The sequence below is a fragment of the Enterobacter sp. A103 genome, assembly GCF_034427535.1.
Taxonomy (GTDB): Bacteria; Pseudomonadota; Gammaproteobacteria; order Enterobacterales; family Enterobacteriaceae; genus Enterobacter; species Enterobacter asburiae_B.
In genome coordinates, this window is record NZ_JAXQPQ010000004.1 from 429,840 (window position 1) to 449,979 (window position 20,140).

The 20,140-nt window shown below is 55.5% G+C and carries 18 protein-coding genes and 1 pseudogene; 18 read left to right on the forward strand and 1 reads right to left on the reverse strand.

What is annotated here, in order from left to right; all coding sequences use genetic code 11:
- Nucleotides 1–4: 4 nt before the first annotated feature.
- The 3 genes from udk to asmA all read left to right on the forward strand — a co-directional run bounded on the left by udk (nt 5) and on the right by asmA (nt 3,192).
- Entirely contained in the window at nt 5–646 is a 642-nt protein-coding gene (udk, locus tag SPH27_RS14585) for a uridine kinase (protein WP_033145985.1), read from the forward strand.
- 91 nt (nt 647–737) lie between these two features.
- On the forward strand, nt 738–1,319 hold the full coding sequence (gene dcd, locus SPH27_RS14590) for a dCTP deaminase (protein WP_023312408.1): 582 nt from the start codon (nt 738–740) through the stop codon (nt 1,317–1,319).
- Nucleotides 1,320–1,341: 22 nt separating this feature from the next.
- The gene (gene asmA / locus SPH27_RS14595; RefSeq protein WP_182072679.1) at nt 1,342–3,192 is read left to right on the forward strand and encodes an outer membrane assembly protein AsmA; all 1,851 of its coding nucleotides are present in this window, start codon (nt 1,342–1,344) and stop codon (nt 3,190–3,192) included.
- 109 nt (nt 3,193–3,301) lie between these two features.
- Here the strand turns inward: asmA and SPH27_RS14600 are convergent, their stop codons facing one another.
- Entirely contained in the window at nt 3,302–4,885 is a 1,584-nt protein-coding gene (locus tag SPH27_RS14600) for a TerC family protein (RefSeq protein WP_182072681.1), read from the reverse strand.
- Between the two features lie 692 nt (nt 4,886–5,577).
- On the opposite strand from SPH27_RS14600, the gene SPH27_RS14605 reads away from it, so the two are divergent.
- From SPH27_RS14605 to SPH27_RS14675, 15 genes and pseudogenes are all read left to right on the forward strand, one after another.
- Entirely contained in the window at nt 5,578–6,717 is a 1,140-nt protein-coding gene (locus SPH27_RS14605; RefSeq protein ID WP_014170829.1) for a polysaccharide export protein, read from the forward strand.
- Nucleotides 6,718–6,723: 6 nt separating this feature from the next.
- Nucleotides 6,724–7,167 carry a low molecular weight protein-tyrosine-phosphatase Wzb gene (gene wzb / locus SPH27_RS14610; RefSeq protein WP_023312405.1) on the forward strand — a complete coding sequence of 148 codons (444 nt, stop codon included), beginning with the start codon at nt 6,724–6,726 and terminating at the stop codon, nt 7,165–7,167.
- A gap of 2 nt (nt 7,168–7,169) precedes the next feature.
- Entirely contained in the window at nt 7,170–9,332 is a 2,163-nt protein-coding gene (gene wzc, locus SPH27_RS14615; protein ID WP_064672803.1) for a tyrosine-protein kinase Wzc, read from the forward strand.
- A 151-nt stretch (nt 9,333–9,483) separates the two neighbouring features.
- A complete protein-coding gene (gene wcaA / locus SPH27_RS14620; protein ID WP_182072683.1) occupies nt 9,484–10,326 on the forward strand; it encodes a colanic acid biosynthesis glycosyltransferase WcaA in 843 nt (280 codons plus the stop codon).
- Nucleotides 10,326–10,817 carry a colanic acid biosynthesis acetyltransferase WcaB gene (gene wcaB, locus SPH27_RS14625; RefSeq protein ID WP_023312402.1) on the forward strand — a complete coding sequence of 164 codons (492 nt, stop codon included), beginning with the start codon at nt 10,326–10,328 and terminating at the stop codon, nt 10,815–10,817. The genes wcaA and wcaB overlap by 1 nt, the downstream gene beginning before the upstream one ends.
- Nucleotides 10,814–12,031 (forward strand): colanic acid biosynthesis glycosyltransferase WcaC, encoded by a 1,218-nt coding sequence (gene wcaC / locus SPH27_RS14630; RefSeq protein WP_048980166.1) that lies wholly within the window; start codon nt 10,814–10,816, stop codon nt 12,029–12,031. The genes wcaB and wcaC overlap by 4 nt, the downstream gene beginning before the upstream one ends.
- Nucleotides 12,006–13,226: a colanic acid polymerase WcaD gene (wcaD, locus tag SPH27_RS14635; protein WP_029742034.1), complete on the forward strand. Its 1,221-nt coding sequence runs from the start codon at nt 12,006–12,008 to the stop codon at nt 13,224–13,226. The genes wcaC and wcaD overlap by 26 nt, the downstream gene beginning before the upstream one ends.
- Before the next feature lie 16 nt (nt 13,227–13,242).
- Complete coding sequence (gene wcaE / locus SPH27_RS14640) at nt 13,243–13,989, forward strand: colanic acid biosynthesis glycosyltransferase WcaE (RefSeq protein WP_033145980.1); 747 nt, start codon at nt 13,243–13,245, stop codon at nt 13,987–13,989.
- 15 nt (nt 13,990–14,004) lie between these two features.
- Complete coding sequence (wcaF, locus tag SPH27_RS14645) at nt 14,005–14,553, forward strand: colanic acid biosynthesis acetyltransferase WcaF (RefSeq protein WP_048980168.1); 549 nt, start codon at nt 14,005–14,007, stop codon at nt 14,551–14,553.
- 24 nt (nt 14,554–14,577) lie between these two features.
- Entirely contained in the window at nt 14,578–15,699 is a 1,122-nt protein-coding gene (gene gmd / locus SPH27_RS14650) for a GDP-mannose 4,6-dehydratase (RefSeq protein ID WP_014884502.1), read from the forward strand.
- 2 nt (nt 15,700–15,701) lie between these two features.
- Nucleotides 15,702–16,667 (forward strand): GDP-L-fucose synthase, encoded by a 966-nt coding sequence (fcl, locus tag SPH27_RS14655; protein WP_013097874.1) that lies wholly within the window; start codon nt 15,702–15,704, stop codon nt 16,665–16,667.
- A 2-nt stretch (nt 16,668–16,669) separates the two neighbouring features.
- Entirely contained in the window at nt 16,670–17,149 is a 480-nt protein-coding gene (locus SPH27_RS14660) for a GDP-mannose mannosyl hydrolase (RefSeq protein WP_182072685.1), read from the forward strand.
- Nucleotides 17,146–18,384 (forward strand): colanic acid biosynthesis fucosyltransferase WcaI, encoded by a 1,239-nt coding sequence (gene wcaI, locus SPH27_RS14665; protein WP_322435700.1) that lies wholly within the window; start codon nt 17,146–17,148, stop codon nt 18,382–18,384. Before SPH27_RS14660 ends, wcaI begins: the two co-directional genes overlap by 4 nt.
- Before the next feature lie 70 nt (nt 18,385–18,454).
- Nucleotides 18,455–19,891: a mannose-1-phosphate guanyltransferase gene (cpsB, locus tag SPH27_RS14670; protein WP_023336268.1), complete on the forward strand. Its 1,437-nt coding sequence runs from the start codon at nt 18,455–18,457 to the stop codon at nt 19,889–19,891.
- Between the two features lie 111 nt (nt 19,892–20,002).
- Nucleotides 20,003–20,140, forward strand: a pseudogene (locus tag SPH27_RS14675) (phosphomannomutase CpsG); the annotation flags it as partial.

Sequence of the window (20,140 nt, forward strand, 5' to 3'; positions counted from 1 at the left end):
ATTTATGACTGATAAGTCTCATCAATGCGTCATTATAGGCATCGCCGGCGCATCGGCTTCAGGTAAAAGTCTAATTGCCAGTACGCTTTATCGCGAACTGCGTGAACAAGTAGGTGATGAGCATATCGGCGTCATTCCCGAAGACAGCTATTACAAAGATCAATCCCATCTGTCGATGGAAGAGCGCGTCAAAACCAACTATGACCACCCAAATGCAATGGATCACAGCTTGCTGTTCCAGCATTTAGAAGCGCTTAAGAGCGGCCAGGCGATTGAGCTGCCCGTTTACAGTTACGTAGAACACACCCGCACCCGGGAAACCATCCGCATCGAGCCGAAAAAGGTCATTATCCTTGAAGGCATCCTGCTGCTGACCGACGCTCGCCTGCGTGAATCCATGAACTTCTCGATTTTCGTCGATACCCCGCTGGATATCTGCCTGATGCGCCGCATCAAGCGTGACGTGAACGAACGCGGCCGTTCGATGGACTCCGTCATGGCGCAATATCAGAAAACGGTCCGCCCGATGTTCCTGCAGTTTATTGAGCCATCCAAACAATACGCCGATATCATCGTGCCGCGCGGGGGTAAAAACCGCATTGCTATTGATATCTTAAAAGCGAAAATCAGCCAGTTTTTTGAATAACCCGCGTGAATTGTGTACCGTTCAGAGATAACCTGGTTTTACCCTGAGCGCTTACCGCCTCAGGGTACGATGCATGAAAGGAGAAAGTGGCATGCGTCTTTGCGATCGCGATATTGAAGCCTGGCTGGATGAAGGCCGTTTGTCTATTACCCCGCGCCCACCCGTTGAGCGTATCAATGGCGTGACCGTTGATGTCCGCCTGGGGAATAAATTCCGCACCTTTAGTGGCCACACTGCGCCGTTCATTGACCTCAGCGGGCCGAAGGACGAAGTCAGCGCCGCGCTCGATCGCGTGATGAGTGACGAAATCGTAATCGACGAGGGCGAAGCTTTTTATCTGCATCCGGGTGAACTGGCCCTGGCGGTGACGTTTGAATCCGTCACCCTGCCTCCGGACCTGGTTGGCTGGCTTGATGGCCGTTCTTCGCTGGCGCGACTGGGGCTGATGGTTCACGTGACCGCGCACCGTATCGATCCAGGCTGGTCGGGGCGTATCGTGCTGGAATTCTTCAATGCCGGTAAATTGCCGCTGGCGCTGCGTCCGGGCATGATGATCGGCGCGTTAAGCTTTGAACCGCTGTCAGGTCCGGCAGATCGTCCTTATAACCGTCGGCAGGACGCAAAATATCGCGACCAGCAGGGCGCGGTTGCCAGCCGTATTGATAAAGACTGATCGTTAGTCCATTGAGGATGCCATGAGAAGAGTTCTGACGACGCTGATGATTTTGCTGGTGGTGCTGGTGGCTGGCCTTTCGGCGTTGGTTCTGCTGGTTAACCCCAACGATTTCCGCGCTTACATGGTGCGGCAGGTCGAGGCGCGCAGTGGTTATCAACTGAAGCTTGACGGGCCGCTGCGCTGGCACGTCTGGCCGCAGCTCAGCATTCTCTCTGGCCGCATGTCGCTCACGGCACCGGGGGCGTCCCAGCCGCTGGTGTCCGCAGACAACATGCGCCTCGATGTGGCGCTGATCCCGCTCATTTCCCACCAGCTGCAGGTTAAGCAGGTGATGCTGAAAGGCGCGGTGATTCAGCTCACCCCGCAAACCGAAGCCGTGCGTGATGCCAGTGCGCCGGTTGCGCCGCGCGAAAATACTCTGCCCGATGAACCGTCCGATACCGGCTGGTCCTTTGATATCGGCAAGCTGAAAGTTGCCGACAGCGTGTTGGTTTTCCAGCATGAGCACCAGGAGCAGGTGACCATTCGCAACATTAACCTGCAGATGGAACAGGATGCTCACCATCTTGCGTCGCTGGAATTTAGCGGGCGCGTGAACCGCGATCAGCGCGATTTGACCCTGTCGCTGAATGCTAATGTGAACGCCTCGGACTACCCGCATCAGCTCACGGCCGACATCCAGCAGCTGAACTGGCAGCTGACGGGTGCCGATCTCCCCTCCCAGGGAATAACCGGGCAGGGAACGCTGCAGGCCGTGTGGCGCGAAGAGCAAAAGCAGCTCGAGCTGGATAATCTCAACCTGCAGGCAAATGACAGTAGCCTGAAGGGGCAGGCGAGCGTCACGCTCGAAGAGAAGCCGAAGTGGGTGCTGAATCTGCAGTTTGACAAGCTCAATCTGGAAAATCTGTTGCCGCCTCTGCCCGCCAGCGCCACGGACAGCGATGCCACGCAGACGGGGCAAAGCCAGGCACCGGTATCACGTCCGGTAATCTCGTCTAATCTCGATCAGCCTGACTATAACGCCCTGCGCGGGTTTACGGCGGATATTCTGCTGAAAGCCAATAGCCTGCGCTGGCGCGGCATTGATTTTACCGATGTGAGCAGCCAGATGTTTAACCATAACGGTTTGCTGGTGATCTCCGAACTGAGCGGGAAGATGGGCGCAGGAAACCTCTCGCTGCCCGGCACGCTGGACGTCCGTAAAGACGTTGCCAGCGCCGAATTCCAGCCGCGTCTCGACAACGTTGAGATAGGCACCATCCTGAACGCGTTCAACTATCCGATATCCCTGACGGGGCAGTTGACGCTCGCGGGTGACTTCTCAGGCACGAAAATTGATGCCGATGCTTTCCGCCACGAGTGGCAGGGGCAGGCGCATCTTGAACTTAAGAATTCCCGTATGGAAGGGCTTAACTTCCAGCAGCTGGTGCAGCAGGCGGTTGAGCGCAGCAGCGATGTGAAGGCCCAGGATAACTACGACAGCGCCACGCGCCTCGACAGCTTCACCACGGACCTGACGCTGGACAACGGACAACTCACTCTCGACGGGATGCAGGGCGCCTCTTCACTGTTATCAATGACCGGTGAAGGTAAGCTGGATCTGGTGAAAGAGACGGCGGATACGCGCTTTAACGTGCGGGTACTTTCCGGCTGGCAGGGTGAAAGCAAGCTCATCGACTTCCTGAAAGAGACGCCGGTCCCGCTGACCGTATACGGCAAATGGCAGGCCCTGAATTACAGCCTGCAGGTGGATCAGATCCTGCGCAAGCATCTGCAGGATGAAGCGAAACGTCGGCTTAGCGGCTGGGCGGATCGTAATAAAGATTCACAGGACGGTAAGGATGTGAAGAAGTTGCTGGATAAGCTTTGATGTCCGTTGCGCCGGGTGGCGTTGCGGCCTGATGCCCTCACCCCGGCCCTCTCCCACGGGAGAGGGCGCAAACACTAAAAACGGCAACCGGGTTGCCGTTTTGTTTTACCTAAACCTCAAAATCCAGCTCTTCCTCATCCCGCAGCGGAATGAGCTGAACCTTCTGCACGCGATGGTTTTCAATCTGCAGCGTTTTGAGCAGATAGTCGCCCACCTGAACCTCTTCTCCCGGCTGCGGGATACGCTGCAAATACTCCATCAGCAGGCCGGCAATCGTGTGATATTCCCGTTTTTCATCCAGCGGCAGCGGCACGTATTGCACCAGGTCTTCCAGCGGCATGTGGCCGTTAGCCGTCCAAGACCCGTCTGCGTTTTTCTGAATGTCATGGCGGGCGTCAATCTCATCCACCTCGTTAGGCAGATTACCGGCAATGGTTTCCATGACGTCGCTGAGCGTGACCAGCCCTTCCACCGAACCAAACTCATCCACCACAAAGGCAAAGTGCGTGCGCGCGTTACGGAATTGCTCAAGGGCGGAAAGCAGCGGTAGCCCCTCAGGGAAGACCAGCGGCTGGCGCACCAGAACGCGCAGGTTGAGCGCCTCGCCGTGAAGCTGCTGCTGGAGCAGGTCAATAATGTGCACCACGCCCAGCAGCTCCTCTTCCTCTTCACCGCCGGTCACCACCACGCGGGTGTGCTGGTTTTTATCCAGCAGGGCGCGAATGTGCTCTTCCGGTGCCGTCAGGTCGATATGCTCAATGTCGTGCCGCGAGGTCATGATGCTGCTGACCGTCCGCTGATTCAGATTAAGCACCCGCTCGATCATCCGTCGTTCCTGCGGGTCGAAGATCGGCCCGTCGCTGCGATCGGCCAGCATGGCGGAGGATTCTGCATCCAGCTCCGCATCCTCTTTCTTACCGCTTAGCAGGCGCATAACCGTGTCGGCCGTGCGCTGACGCAGGGTCTGATTCGCGGACAGGAAGCGGCGGCGGTTAAATATCGCCAGCTGATTAAGCGCTTCAATCATGACGGAGAAGCCGATGGCGGCGTACAGGTAGCCTTTCGGAATATGGAAGCCAAAACCATCGGCCACCAGGCTAAAGCCAATCATCAGCAGGAAGCTCAGGCAGAGGATCACGATGGTCGGGTGACTGTTCACAAAGCGGGTCAGCGCCTTGCTGGCCATCACCATCAGCGTGATGGCAATGATCACCGCGGCCATCATCACCGCAAGGTGGTCGACCATCCCGACGGCGGTGATCACCGAGTCGAGGGAGAAGACCGCATCCAGCACCACGATTTGCGCCACCACCGGCCAGAATTTCGCTCCGCGGCGCTGGGTTGGACTCTCGCTGTCTTTGCCCTCCAGCCGCTCGTTGAGCTCCACCGTGGCTTTGAACAGCAGGAACAACCCGCCGAAGAGCATGATCAGATCGCGGGCGCTGAAACTCAGGCCGTGAATGGAGAACAGAGGCTGAGTGAGCGTTACCAGCCAGGAGATAGAGGCCAGCAGCAGTAAACGCATCACCATCGCCAGCAGCAGACCCGTCACGCGCGCGCGGTCGCGCTGGGAAGGGGGCAGTTTTTCAGCGAGGATGGCGATAAAGACCAGATTATCAATCCCGAGCACCAGCTCGATGACGACCAGCGTAACCAGCCCGGCCCAGATTGAGGGATCGGCAATCCATTCCATAGTAATAGCAATACCTTCTGTTATATGACGAATGTCACACTTCGATCATGGATAAAGCTGGGGGAAATTGCAATGCCGGGCTGAGATTTCTCTTAATACGACGGGTAAAAAAGAGAGCGTTCTCAATAGGGTGTAAATAAGCGAAATACGTATATTTAATTACAAGGAATGCATTTTAGGATATATCGCAGGTGATGATTTTTACTCTCATTTTGTCAATATAAAGAAATTCCTAAAAGGTCAAAAATTTGCTCTTAATATTAATCTTAAAAACCGATATTAGGACAGTTGTCTCCTTGCCTGCTATTAGGTTAGCTGCAACAATTCTCCCAGCATCAAATGTTAAATCTCGGTGTTGCTATTAATGTTCGGTCTTCAGGGATGGTTATTCATTATCCGTCGGGTTTCTCAAGCGACTGATATATTTCCAGAAGACCTTACTCAAGAGGGTGTCTATCCATAACACATTGTTTAGTCAGTGGATTGGTAACTGAAAGCCAAGGGCGGTAGCGTGCCTGAAAGCGTGTGAATCAGCCTCGATTATTCTGTCAATAGCCAATGGATGAATAAGCTTTTTTTAGGACTGATGCCAGTTATATTTCTATTTGATTAACTGCATGCTGAAACCCAATACGACTCGAGCTTATTTAAATTGCACAGGATAATTACTCTGCCAAAGTGATAAATAATCAATGATGAAATCCAAAATGAAATTGATGCCATTATTGGTGTCTGTGACCTTGATGAGTGGTTGCACGGTCTTTCCCGGCAGCAATATGTCAACAATGGGTAAGGATGTGATCAAGCAACAGGATGCCGATTTTGATCTCGACAAAATGGTGAATGTTTATCCACTTACGCCTCGTCTGGTCGAACAATTACGTCCACGTCCGAATGTTGCCCAGCCGAATATGTCGCTGGACCAGGAAATTGCGTCCTACCAGTACCGCGTGGGGCCGGGTGACGTGATCAACGTGACCGTCTGGGACCACCCTGAACTGACCACGCCAGCGGGCCAGTACCGTAGCTCAAGCGATACCGGTAACTGGGTGCAGTCAGATGGCACCATGTTCTATCCCTACATTGGTAAAGTCCATGTTGCAGGCAAAACGCTTGCCGAGATCCGTAGTGATATTACCGGCCGCTTAGCGCAGTACATCGCCGATCCGCAGGTGGACGTTAATATCGCCGCATTCCGCTCGCAAAAAGCCTATATCTCCGGCCAGGTGAACAAATCCGGCCAGCAGGCCATCACCAACGTTCCTCTGACCGTACTGGATGCAATCAACGCCGCGGGCGGCTTAACCGACGGCGCCGACTGGCGCAACGTGGTGCTCACCCACAACGGGAAGGAGCAGCGCATTTCGCTGCAGGCGCTGATGCAAAACGGCGATCTGACCCAGAACCGCCTGCTCTATCCGGGCGACATCCTCTACGTGCCGCGCAATGACGATCTGAAAGTCTTCGTGATGGGTGAAGTGAAGAAACAGAGCACCCTCAAAATGGACTTCAGCGGTATGACGCTGACCGAAGCGCTGGGCAATGCTGAGGGTATCGATCTGACGACCTCTAACGCGACCGGTATCTTCGTTATCCGTCCGCTGAAAGGTGAGGGCAGTGCGAAAGGCAAGATTGCCAACATCTACCAGCTGGATATGTCCGATGCGACCTCTCTGGTGATGGCAACGGAGTTCCGTCTCCAGCCATACGATGTGGTGTATGTCACTACCGCGCCGGTTGCCCGCTGGAACCGTCTGATCAACCAGTTGCTGCCAACCATCAGTGGCGTTCGCTACATGACGGATACGGCGCGCGACATTCATACCTGGTAATCCGCGATGTTTAACAAAATTCTGGTGGTATGCGTGGGGAACATTTGCCGTTCCCCTACGGCTGAACGGTTGTTGAAACACTACCAGCCCGAACTGACCGTTGATTCGGCAGGGCTGGGTGCACTGGTCGGTAAAGGTGCCGATGAGCGCGCAACGAGCGTGGCGCGGGATCATCACCTCTCTCTCGACGGCCACGTGGCCCGCCAGGTCACTGGCCGCATGTGCCGGGAGTATGACCTGATCCTGACGATGGAAAAACGCCATATTCATGCGCTGTGCGATATCGCTCCGGAGATGCGCGGCAAGGTGATGCTGTTTGGTCACTGGGACAATGAACGTGAAATCCCCGATCCGTATCGCAAAAGCCATGAGGCCTTTGAGGCGGTTTACACCTTACTTGACCAGTCTGCCCAACAGTGGGCGCAGGCACTGAAAGTTCAGCAGGGATAACAATGACAGAAAAAACAAGACCTTCTGCCGCCCCGACTTCGGGCAGTGATGAAATTGATATTGGGCGCCTGGTCGGCACTGTTGTAGAGGCAAAGTGGTGGGTGCTGGGCATTACCGCCGTGTTCGCCGCGGCGGCCGTCGTCTATACGCTGTTCGCCACCCCTATCTACAGCGCCGATGCGCTGGTGCAGATCGAGCAGAATACCGGCAACTCGCTGGTGCAGGACATTGGTTCCGCGCTGGCGAACAAGCCGCCGGCATCCGACGCCGAAATTCAGCTCATCCAGTCACGCCTGGTGCTGGGTAAAACGGTTCACGACCTCGGGCTCGATATCTCCGTCACCAAAAATACCTTCCCAGTCTTTGGTGCCGGCTGGGATCGGCTGATGGGGCGCAACAACGACACGGTGAAAGTCACTGACTTCGTGCTGCCAAAAGGGGCAGGCGATCAGACGTTTACCCTGACGGTGCTAGGCCCGAAACAGTACCAGCTAACCAGCGACGCAGGTTTTAGCGCCCGCGGCGAAGTGGGGCAGATGTTGACCAAAGACGGCGTCAGCATGATGGTCAGCGCCATCAACGCCCAGGAGGGCGGCGAATTCACCGTCACCAAATTCTCCACCCTGGGGATGATCAACAATCTGCAAAACAACCTGACCGTCACCGAAAACGGTAAGGACACCGGCGTGCTGAGCATGACCTTTACTGGTGAAGATAAGGATCAAATCCGCGACATCCTGAACAGCATTACCCGCAACTATCTTGAGCAGAACGTTGAGCGTAAGTCGGCGGAAGCGGCGAAAAGCCTGGCCTTCCTCGCCAAACAGCTCCCGGAAGTGCGCGCCCATCTGGATGATGCCGAGAACAAGCTGAACGCCTATCGTCAGGATAAAGACTCCGTTGACCTGCCGCTGGAGGCGAAATCGGTTCTCGATTCGATGGTCAACATTGATGCGCAGCTCAACGAGCTGACCTTCAAAGAGGCGGAGATTTCCAAGCTTTATACCAAACGTCACCCGGCCTACCGCACGCTGCTGGAGAAACGCCGTACCCTGGAAGAGGAGAAGGCGAAGCTCAATGACCGTGTGACCGCGATGCCGAAAACGCAGCAGGAGATCGTGCGTCTGACCCGCGACGTGGAGTCCGGACAGCAGGTTTACATGCAACTGCTGAACAAGCAGCAGGAGCTGAAAATCACCGAAGCCAGTACCGTCGGTGACGTGCGCATCGTCGACCCGGCCATTACCCAGCCTGGCGTGCTGAAGCCGAAGAAAGCGCTGATTATTCTCGGCAGCATTATTCTCGGCCTGATGCTCTCCATCGTGGGCGTGCTGCTGCGTTCCCTGTTCAACCGCGGTATCGAAAGCCCGCAGGTGCTGGAAGAGAGCGGTATCAACGTCTATGCCAGCATTCCGCTGTCCGAGTGGCAAAAATCCCGTGACAGCGTCAAAACCATCAAGGGCGTCAAGCGTTACAAACAGAGCCAGCTTCTGGCGGTGGGTAACCCGACCGACCTCGCCATCGAAGCGATCCGTAGCCTGCGTACCAGTCTGCACTTCGCCATGATGCAGGCCAAAAACAACGTCCTGATGTTAACCGGCGTGAGTCCGTCAATCGGTAAAACCTTCGTCTGCGCCAACCTGGCGGCGGTGGTCAGCCAGACCAACAAGCGCGTGCTGCTGATCGACTGCGATATGCGTAAGGGCTACACCCACGAGCTGCTGGGCACCAATAACGTGAACGGTCTGTCGGAAATCCTGCTCGGCAAAGGTGAAATCAGCCAGAGCGCGAAACCCACAACGGTGCCGAAATTTGACCTGATCCCGCGCGGTCAGGTGCCGCCTAACCCGTCCGAGCTGCTGATGAGCGAACGCTTTACCGAGCTGGTGGAGTGGGCGAGCAAAAATTACGACCTGGTGCTGATCGATACGCCGCCAATTCTGGCCGTGACCGACGCCGCCGTTGTTGGCCGCCACGCTGGCACCACGCTGATGGTGGCGCGTTACGCGGTCAACACCCTGAAAGAGGTGGAAACCAGCCTGAGCCGCTTCGAGCAGAACGGGATTGAGGTGAAAGGGGTGATCCTGAACTCCATCTTCCGCCGCGCGACCGGGTACCAGGATTACGGCTATTACGAGTACGAATATAAGTCTGACAGTAAATAACAAAACACACCCCACACCCCTCACCCTAACCCTCTCCCCAAAGGGGAGAGGGGACTGTTCGGTGCTGGATGTGGGGGACGAACGTAATGATAACCACTGGCTGCCTTTCACCCTCTCCCCTTTGGGGAGAGGGCCGGGGTGAGGGGAAAAGATGACCACACAACGCCCTTTAGTTTCAATCTATATGCCGACATGGAATCGTCAGCAGCTGGCGATCCGCGCAATCAAATCCGTCCTGCGACAGGATTACGATAACTGGGAGCTGATCATCGTTGATGACTGCTCTTCCTCGTATGAACAGCTGCAAAAGTTTGTGACTGACCTCAACGACCCGCGGGTGGTCTATACGCATAACGCCATTAACTCCGGCGCGTGCGCGGTGCGTAATCAGGCGATTATGCAGGCCAAAGGGCAGTTTCTGACCGGGATCGACGACGATGACGAATGGACGCCGAACCGCCTGTCTATCTTCCTGTCGCATAAAGAACAGCTGGTCACGCACGCTTTCCTGTATGCCAACGACTATGTCTGTCAGGGCGAGGTTTACTCGCAGCCCGCGAGTCTGCCGCTGTACCCGAAATCGCCGTATTCTCGCCGCCTGTTCTACAAGCGCAACATTATTGGTAACCAGGTCTTCACCTGGGCGTGGCGCTTCAAAGAGTGCCTGTTCGATACCGAACTTAAGGCCGCGCAGGATTACGACATCTTCCTGCGCATGGTGGTGGAATACGGCGAGCCGTGGAAGGTGGAAGAGGCCACCCAGATCCTGCACATCAACCACGGGGAGATGCAAATCACCTCCTCGCCGAAAAAGTTCTCCGGCTACTTCCATTTTTACCGCAAGCACAAGGACAAATTTGACCGTGCCAGCCGTAAATATCAGCTCTTTACCCTCTATCAGATCCGCAACAAGCGCATGAACTGGCGCACGCTGCTGACGCTGCTGTCCGTGCGTAACGGCAAGCGCCTGGCTGACGGGCTTCGGGGGAAATAATGTTTCTGGAAGATTGCCGCGCTAACAGCTGGAGCCTGCGTCCGTGCTGCATGGTTCTGGCGTACCGCATCGCGCACTTTTGCTCGGTGTGGCGTAAGAAAAACGTGCTGAACAATATCTGGGCGGCGCCCGTGCTGGTGCTGTACCGCATCATTACCGAATGCTTTTTTGGCTATGAAATTCAGGCCGCTGCCACTATTGGCCGCCGCTTTACCATCCATCACGGCTATGCGGTGGTGATCAACAAGTTTGTGGTCGCCGGGGATGATTTCACCATTCGTCATGCGGTCACCATTGGCAACCGCGGGCCTGACAGCCTGGCCTGCCCGGTCATCGGCAATAACGTCGAGCTGGGCGCGAACGTGGTAATCATCGGTGACATTACGATTGGTAATAACGTCACGATTGGTGCTGGCAGCGTGGTGCTGGACAGCATTCCGGATAACGCGCTGGTGGTGGGAGAAAAAGCCCGCGTGAAGGTGATTAAATGAACATTTTGCAATTTAACGTACGCCTCGCAGAAGGCGGAGCGGCAGGCGTGGCCCTGGATTTGCACCAGCGCGCGCTGCAAAAAGGACTTCAGTCTCGCTTTATTTACGGCTACGGCAAAGGCGGCAAGAAAAGCGTCAGCCACGATAACTTCCCGCAGGTGCACAAGCACACGCCGCGTCTGACCTCGATTGCCAACATTGCGCTGTTCCGTCTGTTTAACCGCGATCTGTTTGGCAATCTGAACAATCTTTACCGCACGGTTACCCGCACCGCGGGCCCGGTTGTGCTGCATTTTCACGTGCTGCACAGCTACTGGCTGAATCTGGAAGAGGTGGTGGCGTTTTGCCAGAAGGTGCAGGCCCACAAGCCGGACACCCGCTTTGTTTGGACGCTGCACGATCACTGGAGCGTGACCGGACGCTGCGCGTTTACCGACGGCTGCGAAGGCTGGAAAGATAACTGCCAGAAGTGCCCGACGTTAAGCAACTACCCGCCGGTGAAGGTGGATCGCGCGCATCAGCTGGTGGCCGGAAAGCGTCAGCTGTTCCGCGACATGCTCTCGCTCGGCTGTACGTTTATCTCCCCGAGCCAGCACGTGGCCGATGCCTTCAACAGCCTGTACGGGGCAGGGCGCTGTCAGATTATCAACAACGGCATCGACGTGGCGACGGAAGCCATTCTTGCCGAGCTGACCCCGGTGGCGGAAACCGCGGGCAAACCGAAAATCGCCATCGTTGCGCATGACCTGCGTTACGACGGTAAAACCAACCAGCAGCTGGTGCGCGACATGATGGCGCTGGGTGACAAGATAGAGCTTCACACCTTCGGCAAGTTTTCACCGTTCGAAGGGGCCAACGTGGTGAACCACGGGTTTGAAACCGACAAGCGCAAGCTGATGAGCGCGCTGAATGAAATGGACGCGCTGGTGTTCAGCTCCCGCGTGGATAACTACCCGCTGATCCTCTGCGAGGCGCTCTCTATCGGCGTGCCGGTGATCGCCACCCACAGCGATGCGGCGCGCGAAGTGCTGGAAAAGTCCGGCGGGAAAACCTTCACGGAGCAGGAGGTCCTGCCGCTGGTACAGCTGCCGAAGGCGCAGATTGCTGAGATCGTTTTTGGCACTGACCTGGAATCGTTCCGCAACCGCAGCCGCAAGGCCTACAGTGGACAACAGATGCTGGAGGAATATGTCTCGTTCTATCAGAATCTGTAGTTATCTGCTGCTGCCGCTGATCTACCTGCTGGTCAACGTCAAAATTGCCCAGCTCGGCGAAAGCTTCCCGATAACCATCGTGACCTTCCTGCCCGTTCTGCTTCTGCTGTATGTCGATAAAATCAACCTCAAGAAGCTGATGATTGCCCTAGGGCTGGGCACGGGCCTGACGCTGTTTAACTACATCTTTGGCCAGTCGCTGGATGCCAGTAAATACGTCACCTCGACCATGCTGTTTGTTTATATTGTCATTATTATCGGTATGGTCTGGAGTATTCGGTTTAAAACTATTTCTCCGCACAATTATCGGAAAATCCTTAGGTTCTTTTATATTGCCGTTGCGTTAATTGTTATGCTTGCCGCGCTGGAAATGGCGCAAATTATTCTCACCGGCGGCAGCAGCCTGATGGAGATAATTTCGAAATATCTCATTTACAGTAACAGCTATGTATTGAACTTCATCAAGTTTGGCGGGAAGCGTACTACAGCCCTCTATTTTGAACCGGCGTTTTTCGCTCTGGCGTTAATCTCAATTTGGCTCAGCATCAAACAGTTTGGTATCAAAACGCCTAAGACCGATGCTATGATTCTTGCAGGAATTGTTCTGTCTGGATCGTTCTCAGGGGTAATGACATTTATCCTGTTTTACCTGCTGGAGTGGGCGTTCCAGTACCTGAACAAAGATGCGATTAAGAAAAAACTGCCGCTGGCGATTATCTCCCTGACGGTATTTATGGTAGGCGTGATATTTGCCTTCCCGTACATCTCAGAACGTCTGGGTGATTTGGGAACGGAAGGGTCTTCGTCCTATTATCGCATCATTGGGCCACTGGTGATGGTGGGTTATTCCTTAACCCATATTGATGGGGTAGTAAGATTCGGCTCACTTTACGAATATGTTGCATCATTCGGAATCTTTAACGGTGCGGATGTCGGTAAAACCATAGACAATGGTCTGTATCTGTTAATTATTTATTTTTCGTGGTTCGCCGTACTGTTGACCCTGTGGTATCTGTTTAAAGTTTTCAAAATGATGATTAACGCGTTTGGTGATAACCAGAACTTTCGCGTTCAGCTTTATCTGTTTACTCCGGTGTCGCTGTTTTTTACCGGGTCAATATTTAGCCCGGAATATGCTTTCTTGATTGTCTGTCCGTTTATTCTGCGCAAGGCGCTTAATATTACGAACGTATGACGAAATGAGGTGATTTATGTTTCTTAGCGTCATTACTGTCGCTTTTCGTAATTACGAAGGGGTGGTAAAAACCTGGCGCTCGCTGCGCAACCTGGCGCGCGATCCAAGCCTCACCTTTGAGTGGATTGTGGTCGACGGCGGCTCGAACGATGGCACGGCGGAGTTTCTGGAAAAACTCAACGGTGAGTTCAACTTACGCTACATCAGCGAGAAAGATAAAGGCATCTACGATGCGATGAATAAAGGCATCAACATGGCGCAAGGCCGTTATGCCATCTTCCTGAACTCGGGCGACATTTTCCATGAAGACGTGGCGCTGTTTGCCCGTCAGCTGGCTCGCCAGAAAGAGGACGCCATGTATATTGGCGATGCGCTGCTCGATTTTGGCGACGGACATAAAGTGTGCCGCAGCGCGAAGCCAGGCTGGTATATCTATCACAGCCTGCCGGCCAGCCATCAGGCAATTTTCTTCCCGGTAAAAGGTCTGAAAAAACAGCCTTACGATTTGCAGTATAAAGTGTCTTCCGATTATGCGCTGGCAGCCAGCCTGTATAAATCAGGTTACCCGTTCCGTCGAATTAAAGGGCTGGTGTCTGAATTCTCCATGGGCGGCGTGTCAACGTCTAATAATCTGGAATTGTGCCAGGATGCCAAAAACGTGCAGCGTAAAATATTACGCGTGCCGGGGTTCTGGGCGGAATTGTCCTATTTATTACGCCTGCGTACCACAGGCAAAACGAAAACCTTATATAACAAAGCCTGAATATAAGGAAACGCAATGCAGGATTTAAAAGATTTCTCCGTGCCGAAAGGTTTTCGGGGCGGGAACGGTATTAAGGTACAGCTGTGGTGGGCCGTTCAGGCAACGTTATTTGCCTGGTCGCCGCAAATAATGTACCGCTGGCGAGCTTTTTTATTGCGCCTGTTTGGCGCAAAAATCGGAAAAAACGTAGTCATCCGACCTTCTGTGAAAATTACCTATCCGTGGAAATTAACGCTGGGGGATTACGCATGGGTTGGGGATGACGCGGTGTTATATACCCTGGGCGAAATTACGATTGGCGCAAATTCGGTGGTTTCACAGAAATGTTATTTGTGCACCGGCAGCCACGATTTTATGAGTCAGCATTTTGATATTACCGCTTCGCCTGTTGTGATTGGCGAAAAATGCTGGCTGGCAACGGATGTTTTTGTTGCACCGGGTGTTTCTGTTGGCGATGGCACGGTAGTCGGTGCCCGCAGCAGCGTTTTTAAATCGCTACCGGCAAATAAAATTTGCCGTGGCAACCCCGCAGTGGTGATACGCGAACGCGTTGAAACTGATTAAATTCATAAGTAGAGGAATATAAACATGTCTAAAGTCGCTCTCATCACCGGCGTTACCGGGCAGGATGGTTCTTACCTGGCAGAGTTCCTGCTGGAAAAAGGGTATGAAGTACACGGTATTAAACGTCGTGCGTCTTCTTTCAACACCGAACGTGTGGATCATATTTATCAGGATCCTCACGCGGCGAACCCGAAATTCCATCTGCACTACGGCGACCTGACCGATACCTCCAACCTGACCCGTATCCTGCAGGAAGTACAGCCGGATGAAGTCTACAACCTGGGCGCGATGAGCCACGTAGCGGTCTCCTTCGAATCCCCGGAATACACTGCCGACGTTGATGCCATGGGTACGCTGCGTCTGCTGGAAGCAATCCGCTTCCTCGGCCTCGAGAAGAAAACTCGCTTCTATCAGGCATCCACCTCTGAGCTGTACGGTCTGGTACAGGAAATCCCACAGAAAGAGACCACGCCGTTCTACCCGCGCTCTCCGTATGCGGTAGCAAAACTGTACGCCTACTGGATCACCGTGAACTACCGTGAATCCTACGGCATGTACGCCTGTAACGGCATCCTGTTCAACCACGAATCTCCGCGTCGCGGCGAAACCTTCGTGACCCGCAAAATCACCCGCGCTATCGCCAACATCGCGCAGGGTCTGGAGTCTTGCCTGCACCTCGGCAACATGGATTCCCTGCGTGACTGGGGCCATGCCAAAGACTACGTGAAAATGCAGTGGATGATGCTGCAGCAGGAACAGCCAGAAGACTTCGTGATTGCGACCGGCGTGCAGTACTCCGTACGTCAGTTCGTTGAAATGGCCGCGGCACAGCTGGGCATCAAGCTGCGCTTCGAAGGTACCGGCGTGGAAGAGAAAGGTATCGTGGTTTCCGTGACCGGCCACGACGCTCCGGGCGTGAAGCCAGGCGACGTGATTGTCCAGGTTGACCCGCGCTACTTCCGTCCTGCTGAAGTGGAAACCCTGCTGGGCGACCCAACCAAAGCGCACGAGAAGCTGGGCTGGAAACCAGAAATCACTCTGCAGGAAATGGTTTCCGAGATGGTAGCCAAAGATCTTGAAGCAGCGAAAAAACACTCCCTGCTCAAGTCTCATGGCTACGAGGTTGCCATCGCGCTGGAGTCCTGAGAATGACAAAACAACGTATTTTTGTCGCCGGTCATCGCGGAATGGTGGGTTCCGCGATTGTTCGCCAGCTGGAGCAGCGCGGTGACGTGGAAGTGGTTGTCCGCACGCGCGACGAGCTGAACCTGCTCGACAGCCGCGCGGTACAGGACTTCTTTGCTAACGAACGCATTGACCAGGTGTATCTGGCGGCGGCGAAGGTGGGCGGCATTGTCGCTAACAACACCTACCCGGCGGATTTCATCTACGAAAACATGATGATCGAGAGCAACATCATTCACGCGGCGCATCTGCACAACGTGAATAAGCTGCTGTTCCTCGGATCGTCCTGTATTTACCCGAAAATGGCGAAACAGCCGATCGCCGAGAGCGAACTGCTGCAGGGCACGCTTGAAGCGACCAACGAGCCGTACGCGATTGCCAAGATTGCCGGGATCAAGCTGTGCGAGTCCTACAACCGTCAGTACAACCGCGACTATCGCTCGGTGATGCCGACCAACCTGTACGGACCGCACGACAACTTCCACCCGAGCAACTCGCACGTGATCCCGGCGCTGCTGCGCCGCTTCCACGAGGCGACCGCCGAGAACGCGCCGGACGTGGTGGTGTGGGGCAGCGGTACGCCGATGCGTGAATTCCTGCACGTGGACGACATGGCTGCCGCCAGCATTCACGTGATGGAACTGGATCGCGAGGTGTGGCAGGAGAACACCGAGCCGATGCTGTCGCACATCAACGTTGGTACCGGCGTGGACTGCACCATTCGCGAGCTGGCGCAAACCATCGCGCAGGTAGTGGGCTACAAAGGCCGCGTGGTGTTTGACGCGACGAAACCGGACGGCACGCCGCGCAAGCTGCTGGACGTGACCCGTCTGCATCAGCTGGGCTGGTATCACGAGGTGTCACTGGAGCAGGGGCTGGCCAGTACCTACCAGTGGTTCCTGGAAAACCAGCACCGCTTCCGGGGGTAACGATGTTTTTAAGTCAGGAAGATTTTGCCACGGTAGTGCGTTCGACTCCGCTCATCTCAATTGATTTGATCGTGGAGAACGAACGCGGCGAGTTCTTGCTGGGGAAACGAACCAACCGTCCTGCACAGGGCTTCTGGTTCGTGCCCGGCGGGCGCGTGCAGAAGGATGAGTGGCTCAGCGATGCGTTTGAGCGTCTCACTCTGGCGGAACTGGGCCTGCAGCTGCCGATGGCAGCGGGCCAGTTTTACGGGGTCTGGCAGCACTTCTATGACGATAACTTTTCAGGCACCGGGTTCACCACGCACTACATCGTGCTGGGGTTCCGCCTGAAGGTGAGTGAGGCAGACCTGCGTCTGCCTGATTCTCAGCATGACGACTACCGCTGGCAGACGCCAGAGGCGCTGCTTGCCAGCGACAATGTGCATGACAACAGTCGTGCCTATTTCCTGGCCGATCGTCAGTCCGGAGTGCCGGGCTTATGAAAATTTTAGTGTACGGAATCAACTACTCGCCGGAGCTAACCGGCATCGGGAAATACACCGGCGAGATGGTCGAGTGGATGGCGAGCCAGGGACATGACGTGCGGGTCATTACCGCGCCGCCGTACTACCCGGAGTGGAAAGTCGGGGAGCGCTACTCAAGCTGGCGCTACCGTCGCGAAGAGGGTGCAGCGACCGTCTGGCGCTGCCCGCTGTATGTGCCTAAGCAGCCCTCAACGCTGAAACGGTTACTTCATCTGGGCAGCTTTGCCCTGAGCAGTTTCTTCCCGCTGATGGCGCAGCGTCGCTGGAAGCCGGATCGCATCATCGGCGTGGTGCCGACGCTGTTTTGCACGCCGGGCATGCGCCTGCTGGGCAAACTCTCCGGCGCGCGCACTCTGCTGCACATACAGGATTACGAAGTTGACGCCATGCTGGGCCTGGGGATGGCAGGCAAAAGTAAAGGCGGCAAGGTCGCGAAGCTCGCCAGCGCGTTTGAGCGCAGCGGCCTGCACAACGTTGATTACGTCTCGACTATCTCGCGCTCGATGATGAACAAGGCGCAGGAAAAGGGCGTTCCGGCAGAGAAGGTGATCTTCTTCCCGAACTGGTCCGAAGTGGCGCGTTTTCGCGATGTAACTGAGCAAGACGCTCAGGCCCTGCGCGCGCAGCTCGGTTTGCCTGAAGATCAAAAAATCATTCTTTACTCAGGCAACATCGGCGAAAAGCAGGGGCTGGAAAGCGTGATTGAAGCGGCCCAGCTGCTGAGTGAACATCCGTGGACGTTTGTGATTGTCGGGCAGGGCGGTGGAAAGGCGCGGCTGGAAAAAATGGCCGGGGAACGTGGCCTGACCAACGTGAAATTTTTCCCGCTTCAGTCTTACGAGGCATTGCCTGCGCTGCTGAAGATGGGCGACTGCCATCTGGTGGTGCAAAAACGCGGCGCCGCGGACGCGGTGCTGCCGTCCAAGCTGACCAACATTCTGGCAGTGGGCGGTAACGCGGTGATCACGGCAGAAGCCGAAACAGAATTAGGCCAGCTGTGCGACAGCTATCCGGGGATTGCCGTGTGCGTGGAGCCGGAATCGGTCCCGGCGCTGGTAACCGGAATTGAGAAGGCACTTGCCATGCCAAAAGTGAACACGGTGGCACGTGAATATGCCGAACGCACGCTCGAGAAAGAGAACGTGCTGAGCNAAGGCACTTGCCATGCCAAAAGTGAACACGGTGGCACGTGAATATGCCGAACGCACGCTCGAGAAAGAGAACGTGCTGAGCCAATTTATTGCAGATATACGGGGATAAATCATGAGTCAAACCACTTTGTATCCGGTTGTGATGGCTGGTGGCTCTGGTAGCCGGTTGTGGCCGCTGTCCCGCGTGCTCTATCCAAAACAGTTCCTCTGCCTGAAAGGGGATCTCACCATGCTGCAGACGACGGTAAACCGTCTGCACGGCGTGGAGTGTGAAAGCCCGGTGGTGATTTGTAACGAACAGCACCGCTTTATTGTTGCCGAGCAGCTGCGCCAGCTGAATAAGCTCACCGAAAACATCATCCTGGAGCCTGCCGGACGCAATACCGCGCCTGCGATCGCCCTGGCGGCGCTGGCGGCAAAACGCAGCAGCCCGGATTGTGACCCGCTGATGCTGGTCCTGGCGGCAGACCACGTTATCCAGCAGGAAGACGCCTTCCGCGACGCGGTGCGTGCGGCGATCCCTTACGCCGAGAGCGGCAAGCTGGTGACCTTCGGCATCGTGCCGGATCTGCCGGAAACCGGCTATGGCTACATCCGTCGCGGCAGCGTGACGCCGGGTGAAGGCGACAGCGTGGCGTTTGACGTGGCGCAGTTTGTTGAAAAACCGAATCTGGAAACCGCGCAGGCGTATGTCGCCAGCGGTGAATATTACTGGAACAGCGGGATGTTCCTGTTCCGTGCCGGACGCTACCTGGAAGAGCTGCGCAAATACCGCCCGGATATTCTGAACGCCTGCGAGAAAGCGATGGCGGTGGTGGACCCGGATCTCGACTTCATCCGCGTGGATGAAGAGGCGTTCCTCGCCTGCCCGGAAGAGTCCATTGACTATGCGGTGATGGAACGTACGGCGGACGCCGTCGTGGTACCTATGGATGCGGGCTGGAGCGATGTCGGCTCCTGGTCCTCCCTGTGGGAGATCAGCGCCCATACCCCGGAGGGTAACGTCCACCACGGCGATGTTATTAGCCACAAAACGGAAAACAGCTACGTCTACGCCGAATCCGGCCTGGTGACCACGGTCGGGGTGAAGGATCTGGTGGTTGTCCAGACCAAGGACGCCGTGCTGATTGCCGACCGTAACGCCGTGCAGGACGTTAAAAAAGTGGTGGAGCAGATCAAGGCCGATGGCCGTCACGAGCACCATATTCACCGCGAAGTCTACCGTCCGTGGGGGAAATATGACTCCATTGACTCCGGTGATCGCTACCAGGTGAAACGCATCACCGTGAAGCCGGGCGAGGGGCTGTCGGTGCAGATGCACCATCACCGCGCCGAGCACTGGGTGGTGGTTGCGGGTACCGCTAAAGTCACCATCGACGGTGAAGTCAAACTGCTGGGTGAAAACGAGTCCATTTATATTCCGCTGGGGGCGACGCACTGCCTGGAGAACCCGGGGAAAATTCCTCTCGACTTAATTGAGGTGCGCTCCGGCTCGTATCTGGAAGAGGACGATATCGTGCGCTTCCAGGACCGCTACGGGCGGGTGTAGCACTCTGCATTATGCCCGGTGGCGCTGCGCTTACCGGGCCTGCGAATGACAAAAAAATCAATTTGGCCATTACGTGGTCAGGGCCGACTGTTGCCTGAAAAAGGGGTCATCATGGAAAAATTAACCTGTTTTAAAGCCTACGATATTCGCGGCAAGCTGGGCGAAGAGCTGAATGAAGACATCGCGTGGCGCATTGGCCGCGCGTACGGCGAATATTTAAAACCGCAGACCATCGTGCTGGGCGGCGAC